Here is an 8,882-nt window from a genome sequence, read left to right on the forward strand (position 1 = left end):
ACTGTATCCGAGCCTCCCGGCCACTGCTGTTGGGAGGGGAACGCCGCTTCGTTGGCGCAGCGCGAATCCCTCGCGCACCGCGGGCGCTGGGACAACCTGCGCTACGGGATCCAGACCATCCTTTTCACTTCACCGATCCAGCGGTGAGCCCGCCGACAATGAACCGTTGAAGATAGAGGAAGAGGACGAGGACCGGAACGGCAATCATGACGGATCCCGCCGCGAAGACGCCGAGATTGTTGCTGCGGTCTCCGGCGATGATCCCGAACATGCCGACGGCGAGAGTCTGGACGCTGCTGTCGGTGAGGAAAATACTGGCGAGGATGTACTCGCCGATGACGGAGACGAACACGAGCAGACCGGTGATGGCCAGGACCGGCCGGATCAGGGGCAGAATGATGCTGACGAAGATGCGGAAGTGCCCTGCCCCATCAATGCGGGCGGCTTCATCGAGTTCCGTGGGAATGGAATCGAAGAACCCCTTGATGAGCCACACCTGCCCCAGGGCCCCTCCCATCAGCACCAGCGCGTAGCCCAGCAGTGTATTCAGCCCGATACCAGGAATGACTTCCCCGAATGATGCGACGAGCAGGAACAGGGCAACGATCGCCAGGAACTGGGGGAACATCTGGATGAGCAGGAGCGCCAGAAGGCCGGTCCTCCGCCCGGTGAAACGGAATCGTGAGAAGGCGTACGCGGCCAGGGTGCTGAGGAAGACCTGGGCCAGCGAGACGGCAGTACAGAGAATCAGGGTGTTGATGTACCACTGGGTGAACGGACCGTTGGAGCCATTGAGCAGTTCCTGGAAGTTCGCCAGGCTGAACGTGGTCGGAATGAGTTGTGTCGAGGCAACGCTGCCCAAGGGGTTCAGCGCCGCCGAAATGATGTACAGCACAGGGAAGAGCGCGAACGCCACCCCGCAGAGGGCGACGATGTGCCGCCATCCGATCTCCCTCCACCATCGTGCGCCGTGGGGTACCTCGATCCCTCCCCGGATCTTCGAGGGGCGTCGTGCGGGAACGGCGATCGCGGTTTGTCCAGCGGTGGTCTGGGTATCGGTCATCGCACGTCCTCCAGTGCTTTGGTGTAGCGGAACTGCAGCCCGGCGAGGACCGCTGTGATGATGAACAGAACGACTGAGATCGCGGACGCGAAGCCGAACTGCGCTCCGCCGGATCCGAACGCGATGCGATACGCGCCGCTGATCAGGATGTCGGTAGCTCCGATGGCGCCGCCGCCGCCCGGGAAGGGCCCTCCACCGGTCACGAGCTGGATCACGTTGAAGTTGTTGAAGTTGAACGCGAACGAGGCCACCAGCAAGGGGGCGACGGCGACCAGCAGCAACGGGAACTGGACCTTGGTGAAGGTGGTCCAGGCATTGGCGCCGTCGATCTTGGCTGCTTCGTTGATGTCCTGTGGCAATGCCTGGAGCGCACCGGTGCTGATCAAGAACATGTAGGGGAAGCCAACCCAGAGGTTGGTCAGGAGGACGGCGACCTTGGCAAGGGTTGGATCGCCGAGCCAGTCGATCCGTGCTCCACCGAGCATCGCGTTGATGAGTCCGAAATCCCGGTTGTAGAAGCTCTGCCACACCAGAAAGGAAATGAAGACAGGTATGGCGTAGGGGACGATCATGGCCGCCCGGTAGAGCTTGAGCCCTCGTACCCGCGGGTCGTTGAGGGTGACGGCGAGGAACAGCCCAAGCAGGAAAGTGGTCAGGACCGATCCGACGGCGAACGTCAGTGTCCAGATGAACGATCCGATGAGCAGGCCGCGGATCTGCGGATCAGTGAAGATGCGGGTGTAGTTCGCACCGCCAACATTCTGCTCCCAGCTCTGGTCGAAGGCCCGCACGCCCTGATCGTCGGCAAAGTACTCACGGTCACCGAATGTCTGGGGAGTGTAGGTCTGCCCTGTCGCCGTATTCGTGATGGTGTCGGCGCTCTCGTCGTACTGGAGCGTCTGGACACCTTCGAAGGCCTGGTTGATGCCCTGGGTGCGGATGGCGCCGCCCTCGGTGGGGACGGTGAGCTCGGTGAGCTGCGCGCCGACGTCGTTGACCTCCTTGCCGGTAAGGATCGTGACTCCGGGGACTTCGCGGATGAACCCTCCGTCGACGGTGACATCCTCGATGGGCGTCAGTCCGTCCTCGGTTCCCTCGAACGTCTCGTTGGTTGCCGGGTCGACCAGATACAGGGTGAAAGGTCCGGTGGACGCCGGGCCCACGGTGCCGACTGTCATGTTGTAGATCGTTCCGCCGGGAACCGGCGTCACGGAGTTCCCCACGATGGCCTGGACCGTTTCTTCCTTCGTCCCACGAGTGCCATCGCCGGCGTTGGTGAAGGACAGCTGCACGGTGGCCAGGATAGGCATGATGACGAAGACCGTCAGCAGCAGCGTTCCCGGCAGGAGGTATTTCGCGGGAATGACGCGGCGTGTGGAGTAGACGGCGATCAGGCCGAGAACGCCGACCCAGACGCCAAGGAGGAGTCCCCACTTTTCCGCCGCGACAAGCAGTGGTGTCAGCGAGATCCCAGCGCCGAGGGCTGCGCCGAGGCCAATGATCTTGGCGAGGAGGGCTGGTACGGAAGCGGTGGGGCCCAGCGAGAAGCGGGGCCCCACCTTCCGTACCGGAACAGGCTTGAGTCCGGTCGACACTTCGTGTTACTTCAGTGCCGCTGCGATGGTTTTCCCGGCGTCGATCATCGTTTGCTCCGGATCGGCGCCTCCGACGATCGCTGCTTCGGCCTGTCCAAGCGGCGCCCACACGGCGGCCATGGCGGGCAGGGCCGGCATGGGGATACCAGCGGCCGCGGCTTCGGCGCTGAGCTTCGCGTCCGGATCCTCGGCTGAAACCTCTTCGAGCAGCGACTCCGTTGCCGGCGGGATTCCGTAGGCCTCGTACAGGGCACGCTGGGTCTCGTCGGTACCGACGACGGTCTGCAGGAAGGTCTGCGCGAAGGACTTATTCTCGCCCTTGGACGCAACGTAGAACGACTGCACGCCGGTGAACGGCTGGGCCGGGTCCATCCCCTCGAAGCCGGGGATCGGGCTGATTTCGTAATTGATTCCGGCCTCGCGGATATCTCCCAGCGTCCAGGGTCCATTGACCATGAACGGGATCCTGCCGGAGTTGAACTGCGCGATCGAGTTGTCGAAGGTCAGTGACTGGGTGAGGTCGCCGGTGCCGGTTTCGCCGAGTTCGGCGATCTTCTCCGCTGCCGCGATGGAACCAGGCTGGCCGACGCCGAGGTCAGCCGGATCGTAGCTGCCGTCGTCGTTCTGTCCGAACAGGTATCCACCCGCGGACGAGTAGAAGGGCTGCATGAAGTAGGCATCGCCTTCGGGCCCGACCTGGAGATTCAGCGCGCGATCAGCGGTGCCTGCGTCAACGGCTTCCTGGCCCATCGTCAGCAGCTCCTCGACGCTCGACGGCGCCTCCGGTGCCAGATCCGTGTTTCGGATCAGAACGAGGGATTCGATGGAGTAAGGCATCCCGTACGTCTGCCCGTTGTAGGTCACGGCCTGCTCAGCGATGGGGACGAGGGCCTCTTTCTGGTCTTCGCTGATCTGCACCGGGTCAATGGCGCTGTTCTGCACCAGGTTGCCAATCCAGTCATGTGCTCCGACGACGATGTCCGGGCCGTTGCCGGACGCATTCGCGGTGACGAAGTTGGTCTGCAGATCTGTGGCCACGGTCTGTACCTCAACCGTGATCCCATTCTCCTCACCGAATTTGTCAGCGATCGGCTGCATGGCCTGGACGAACGGGCCGTTGGCCCAAATCACCAGATCGGCATCCCCACGCTCGGGAGCACCGGACTCGACCGGCGCGGCTTCGGCCGAGGCTCCACCCGAGGCTGAACCGGTCGATGACGGAGCCGACTGGGAGGAGCATCCGGAGGAAACTGCGATCAGTGACAAGGCGGCAAACGCCATTGCAGCTTTCCTCGCCTGCAGTTGGACAAACTTACCTGACGTACTTGTGCGCATCGATGCGCCTTTCTGATCATCGGGCACCAGTGCCCGGCTGAAATCGCTTCCCATGGATCAGCCCCGAAGAGCTGTTCCCGCGAGAGCGTGTGATGTGTCACAACTGTAAGGGATTGCAGTAAAGTCGTCCACCTCACCGCGGAAAAACAGATCTACTCACTAGGGGCCAGAGAACGCAGACTGCAACCGGTTCCATTTTTGGTCCCGCACACTCTAGAATGGTCGACATGCTTTCAAGTTCAGTTGTTGACGCCCTTCACCTCTCCCCGCTCCACGAACGCGACGATGTACCTCAGTGGTGGAGGTCCTCGGTGATCTACCAGGTGTATCCCCGGTCGTTCAGGGACTTCAACGGAGACGGCATCGGCGATCTGCAGGGCATCACCGCCGAGCTGGACCAGGTAGCGGAACTGGATATCGATGCGCTGTGGCTGTCCCCTTTCTTCTGCTCGCCGCAACTCGACGGCGGCTATGACGTCAGCGACTACTGCGATGTGGATCCGATCTTCGGGACCCTCGCTGACTTCGACGACCTGATCAGCTCCGCGACCACCCGCGGTCTGCGCATCATCATCGACCTCGTGCCGAATCACTGTTCACAGGAGCACCGGCTCTTCAAGCGGGCCCTCGCGGCACAACCCGGCAGCGCCGAGCGGGAGCTTTTCATCTTCCGTGATGGCACGGGCGAGGCAGGCGTTCTGCCCCCGAACAATTGGCAATCCCACTTCGGAGGTCCAGCCTGGACGCGGATCGTGGAGGCCGACGGCGAGCCGGGGCAGTGGTACCTGCATCTGTTCGACTCCTCGCAACCGGACTTCAACTGGGACAACCGGGCGGTTCACGAGGAGTTTGAGCGTATCCTCCGGTTCTGGCTGGACCGCGGAGTAGCCGGGTTCCGCGTCGATGTTGCCCACGCCCTCGTCAAGGCGACCGGGCTGCCGGACTGGGGCGGACGCGCGGACGGTGGCAGCACCCCCGGCTTCCCCTTCACCGACGCACCGATGTTCGGCCAGCCCGGGATCCACGACATCTACCGTCGGTGGAGGTCCATCCTCGGCGAATACGACGGCGAGCGCATCCTGTGCGGAGAGGCCAGCGTCGATCCCCTGACCCGCCTCGCGGACTGGGTCCGGGAAGACCAGATGCACCAGACGTTCAACTTCTCCTATTTGGCAGCCCCCTGGGACCCCACGGAGTTGCGACGCATCGTCACGGCCTCCCTCGAAGCCTTCGACAGCGTCGGCGCTCCCACCACCTGGGTCCTGTCCAACCATGACGTCGTCCGGCACACGACGCGGTTCGGTCAGGGGCACACGGAACCACATCGGAACGGCGACGGAATCGGGCCCGACGATCATCAGCCCGATCACGACCGGGGTTTGCGGCGCGGCATCGCGGCGTCCATGTTCATGGTGGGACTGCCCGGTGGGGTCTACCTTTACCAGGGCGAGGAGTTGGGGCTGCCTGATCACACCCAGATGCCCCACCACTTCCGGCAGGATCCTGCCTATCATCGCACCGGGGGGAACAGGCTGGGACGCGATGGGTGTCGTGTTCCACTGCCCTGGACGACCGAGGGCCCCTCCCTCGGCTACAGCCCGAATGGGCAATCATGGCTTCCGCAGCCTGAGGGTTGGGCGGCACTTTCCCGTGAAGCCCAGCAGAGCGATCCGCAGTCCGTTTTGTCGCTCTACAAGAAAGCCCTCTCCACACGGCGTCAGCACGGGCTCGGCTCCGGCTCACTCGCCTGGGCGGAAAACCACTCGACCGATACCTGCCTGGCTTTCGTCAACAACGACATCCTGATCATCCTCAACATGGGGGATACTGAGTACCTGATACCCGATCTTCCGGTTCTCGTGCGCTCGGACATGGCCAGTACTTCCTCCCGTATGCTTGCCCCGGAGGAATGTATATGGCTTCAGGTGGTGTAGTGCGGAATGTCCTTGACGCGGGTCCGCCCCGCATCAAGGATGTCGCAGCCCTCGCCGGTGTCTCCACGGCAACGGTGTCCCGCGCACTTAGCGGGAACGGCCAGGTTTCTGCCAAGGCGCGAATACGCGTCAAGCAGGCAGCCCACGAGCTGGGGTTCGTCATGTCCTACCACGCGTCCAGTCTTGCAACCGGTCGCAGCCGGACGATCGGCGTCGTTCTTCCCTATATTGATCGCTGGTACTTCTCCACGGTTCTCGAGGGCGCCGCCGGCGCGATGGTCGAAGCAGGGTACGACCTTTCGCTCTACAATTTCGCGGGGGACCGCTACCGTGAAACAGTCCTCAACGACTTTCTCCTCCGGAAGCGGCTGGATGCCGCGATCGCCGTGGCATTGCATCTCGATGACGATGAAACCCAGCAACTTCTCTCCGCCGGCATTCCCATCGTTGGAATCGGTGGACGGCTCTCCGGCACTGGGTCGATCTTCATCGACGAACAAGAAGCTGCCCGCCGTGCCACCGAGCATCTTATTGGGCTCGGCCATCGAAAGATTGCCCATATCGGCGGTTCCAACGAACACGGCCGCTACTTCAAGACGTCCAGTGACCGCCGCACCGGCTACCTGGATGCACTGAAAACAGCCGGCATTGCCGCGGACCCCCGTTACTCTCTGATTGCCGATTTCACCTTCAATGACGCGTACCAGAAGGCGAAGAACCTGTTCGCCGAGCCCAGGGACCGCCCCACCGCTATTTTCAGCTCCTCCGACGAAATGGCAACCGGCATTATTCTCGCTGCGCGTGACCTCGCCATGAGCGTCCCCGCGGATCTTTCGGTCATCGGAATAGATGGACACCCCATCGGTGAATCCTTCGGACTCACCACTATCGATCAACATGCGCACGAGCAAGGGGCCCAGGCCGTGAATCGCATCCTTCTGCAGCTGAGCGGGAACGGTGTGCCGGGAGCAGATGAACCGCTACCCCTGAACTTCATCGTGCGTTCCTCGACTGCTCCTCCGCGCTCTTTCTAGGGCTGACGTTGTGGAAGTATGCCAGGACCCGCAGGAACTGCGCACAAAAAGTCCATACGCCTGCTGTATGCAGTGCGCTCGCCTCTCCTGGTTTGCTACAGCTGCGGGACGCAGGGCCCGGCGCCAAGTAGCGCGAGTCCCGCACGGTCGCCGTCGCCCAGACTGGTGAGGCTGTTATTACCTTCGAACATGAGTTGACTGGGGTCATCGACGTGATCGAGGCCGATGACGTGCGCTAGCTCGTGCACAATAATCGCCTGCACGTAGTCGCGGCCGCCGGGGTATCGGATGATTTCGTTCAGGTCGGGTGCGTCGAGTTGCACCTGACCCGCAACGTAAACGAACGGCTTGCCTGGAGTATGCGCGTAGGGACTGCCGCCCAGGCCAACGACGTCTCCCTCGAGTTCCGGGATCTCCGCCGGACTCGTCCAGCTGATCAGGATGGGAGCCCATCCCTTGCCATACCGGTCCGGCTGGTAAGTGTCCCGGTCCTCGCTGGGCGCCTCGGTGGTGGTTCCTCGGTGAACAAAGGTCAACCCGGTGGCGTCGGATATTTCGGCGACGGCTTCCTCAATCAGTCCGTCGGTGCCAGCTGGTGCGAAGTCCGGCCGCACCACGTAATCCACGGGTCGGCAGGGGTCGTACGCCACGAAGTCCTGCGAATCATCGGGTGACTCCAGGAGGGCGAAGGACGTGGATCCATTGGTCGCAGGCGGAAAGCCCAGCGGGACATCGGAAGCTTCCACGCCTCGAGGTGGAACAGGTGAACCTGGAAGGTAGGGGAGCGCAACGGCGAGGATGTACCGGTCGAAGATGGTCGGAGTCAGATACAGCCCGATGACAATGGCAATCACTCCAAACGTGCTGAGTTTCAGCCCTCGACCGGAGGACCGACGACGTCGCTGCTTTCGAATGCGCAGGCGCCCCTGTCTGCGTGACTTCCGACCCGGTGCGTAGTCGTGAAGCTGTCCGTTCAGCGATTCTTCAAGAGCCCACAGGGGAACCCGGCCCGAGGGAGATCGCTGCACACCGGATCCGACTCCCGGCCGGGACTCCGGTCGGCGGACCGGCGTGGTGTCGTTGTCCTTATAGAACCACTCACGATCCATTGCCCCCATGGCACTGCTTCCCCCGTACTTGTGAATGTTCCAGGTTCAGCATCACCGATGGCTGCGTGCTCGCAACGATTCTTTCGGTAATCCTGACGCAATGCTGTGCCAAGTAACCCGCTAGAAGGGACCGGGCGCCCGTATGCTTCAGTCACGAGCATGAGCGGGGGACGTCATGCGCTGGGGGTCCCAGACGTTCAAAGTTCTTCTTCCTGTGTCGCGTTGTGCCACTTTCATCCGCGTTCGCACTTCCTGGAGAACTTATGAAAACAATCAGAGCCGCCCTCATGATGCTCGCCGTGTTGGTGATCGGCGCCGGTACCCTGGTGGCGCCCGCTCAGGTCAGCGCCGCCACCACCTTCCGGGACGTTCCATCGACCAGCCAGTTCCATACCGAAATCACCTGGCTTGCCGATCAGGGGATCTCGAAGGGATGGTCGGATGGCACGTTCCGCCCGCTGCAGTCGGTAGCAAGGGACGCGATGGCAGCCTTCCTTTACCGGCTGGCTGGCTCGCCGGCCTACCAGCCGCCCGCACAGTCGTGGTTCACCGATGTTCCGGTAGGAATCCAGTTCTATAAGGAGATCCATTGGTTGGCGTCGCAAGGGATCACCACGGGCTACCCGGACCGGACCTTCAAGCCGCTCAGCTCAGTCAATAGGGATGCCATGGCGGCGTTCCTTTATCGGTTCTCCGTGAAGCCAGCGTTCACCGCGTCCGAAACCAGCGCGTTCCGCGATGTGCCCACCTCCAACATGTTCTACAAGGAGATCAGCTGGCTCGCGAACACCGGGATCTCCACCGGCTGGCCC

The 8,882-nt window shown here is 62.5% G+C and carries 7 protein-coding genes; 3 read left to right on the plus strand and 4 right to left on the minus strand.

What is annotated here, in order from left to right; genetic code table 11:
* Positions 1-124: 124 nt before the first annotated feature.
* Genes Y703_RS0104485 through Y703_RS0104495 form a run of 3 tightly spaced genes read right to left on the minus strand, consistent with a single transcriptional unit; the run spans position 125 to position 3,993 of the window.
* Positions 125-1,063: a sugar ABC transporter permease gene (locus tag Y703_RS0104485; RefSeq protein ID WP_081743390.1), complete on the minus strand. Its 939-nt coding sequence runs from the start codon at positions 1,061-1,063 to the stop codon at positions 125-127.
* Entirely contained in the window at positions 1,060-2,658 is a 1,599-nt protein-coding gene (locus tag Y703_RS0104490; protein ID WP_081743391.1) for an ABC transporter permease subunit, read from the minus strand. Before Y703_RS0104490 ends, Y703_RS0104485 begins: the two co-directional genes overlap by 4 nt.
* Positions 2,659-2,664: 6 nt before the next feature.
* The gene (locus Y703_RS0104495; protein WP_026551752.1) at positions 2,665-3,993 is read right to left on the minus strand and encodes a sugar ABC transporter substrate-binding protein; all 1,329 of its coding nucleotides are present in this window, start codon (positions 3,991-3,993) and stop codon (positions 2,665-2,667) included.
* Between the two features lie 227 nt (positions 3,994-4,220).
* Here Y703_RS0104495 and Y703_RS0104500 point away from each other — a divergent pair, with 227 nt between their 5' ends.
* Together Y703_RS0104500 and Y703_RS0104505 are read left to right on the plus strand one after the other, a co-directional pair.
* Positions 4,221-5,927, plus strand: a complete 1,707-nt coding sequence (locus Y703_RS0104500) for a glycoside hydrolase family 13 protein (protein WP_035763832.1) — start codon at positions 4,221-4,223, stop codon at positions 5,925-5,927.
* Entirely contained in the window at positions 5,909-6,961 is a 1,053-nt protein-coding gene (locus Y703_RS0104505) for a LacI family DNA-binding transcriptional regulator (protein ID WP_051427306.1), read from the plus strand. Before Y703_RS0104500 ends, Y703_RS0104505 begins: the two co-directional genes overlap by 19 nt.
* Before the next feature lie 95 nt (positions 6,962-7,056).
* Here Y703_RS0104505 and Y703_RS0104510 read toward each other — a convergent pair whose 3' ends face one another.
* Positions 7,057-8,079 carry a zinc metalloprotease gene (locus Y703_RS0104510; protein ID WP_253907935.1) on the minus strand — a complete coding sequence of 341 codons (1,023 nt, stop codon included), beginning with the start codon at positions 8,077-8,079 and terminating at the stop codon, positions 7,057-7,059.
* Positions 8,080-8,333: 254 nt separating this feature from the next.
* On the opposite strand from Y703_RS0104510, the gene Y703_RS17960 reads away from it, so the two are divergent.
* Positions 8,334-8,882, plus strand: a 549-nt coding sequence (locus Y703_RS17960) for an S-layer homology domain-containing protein (protein ID WP_162148864.1), incomplete at its 3' end; no start/stop codon positions are given.

The organism is Arthrobacter sp. H20 (assembly GCF_000520515.1).
Classification (GTDB): Bacteria; Actinomycetota; Actinomycetes; order Actinomycetales; family Micrococcaceae; genus Arthrobacter_D.

Coding starts and splice junctions, on each gene's coding strand:
- Y703_RS0104495 (WP_026551752.1), bottom strand. CDS start 3,993: ATGCGCACAAGTACGTCAGGTAAGTTTGTCCAACTGCAGGCGAGGAAA.
- Y703_RS0104500 (WP_035763832.1), top strand. CDS start 4,221: ATGCTTTCAAGTTCAGTTGTTGACGCCCTTCACCTCTCCCCGCTCCAC.
- Y703_RS0104485 (WP_081743390.1), bottom strand. CDS start 1,063: ATGACCGATACCCAGACCACCGCTGGACAAACCGCGATCGCCGTTCCC.
- Y703_RS0104505 (WP_051427306.1), top strand. CDS start 5,909: ATGGCTTCAGGTGGTGTAGTGCGGAATGTCCTTGACGCGGGTCCGCCC.
- Y703_RS0104510 (WP_253907935.1), bottom strand. CDS start 8,079: ATGGGGGCAATGGATCGTGAGTGGTTCTATAAGGACAACGACACCACG.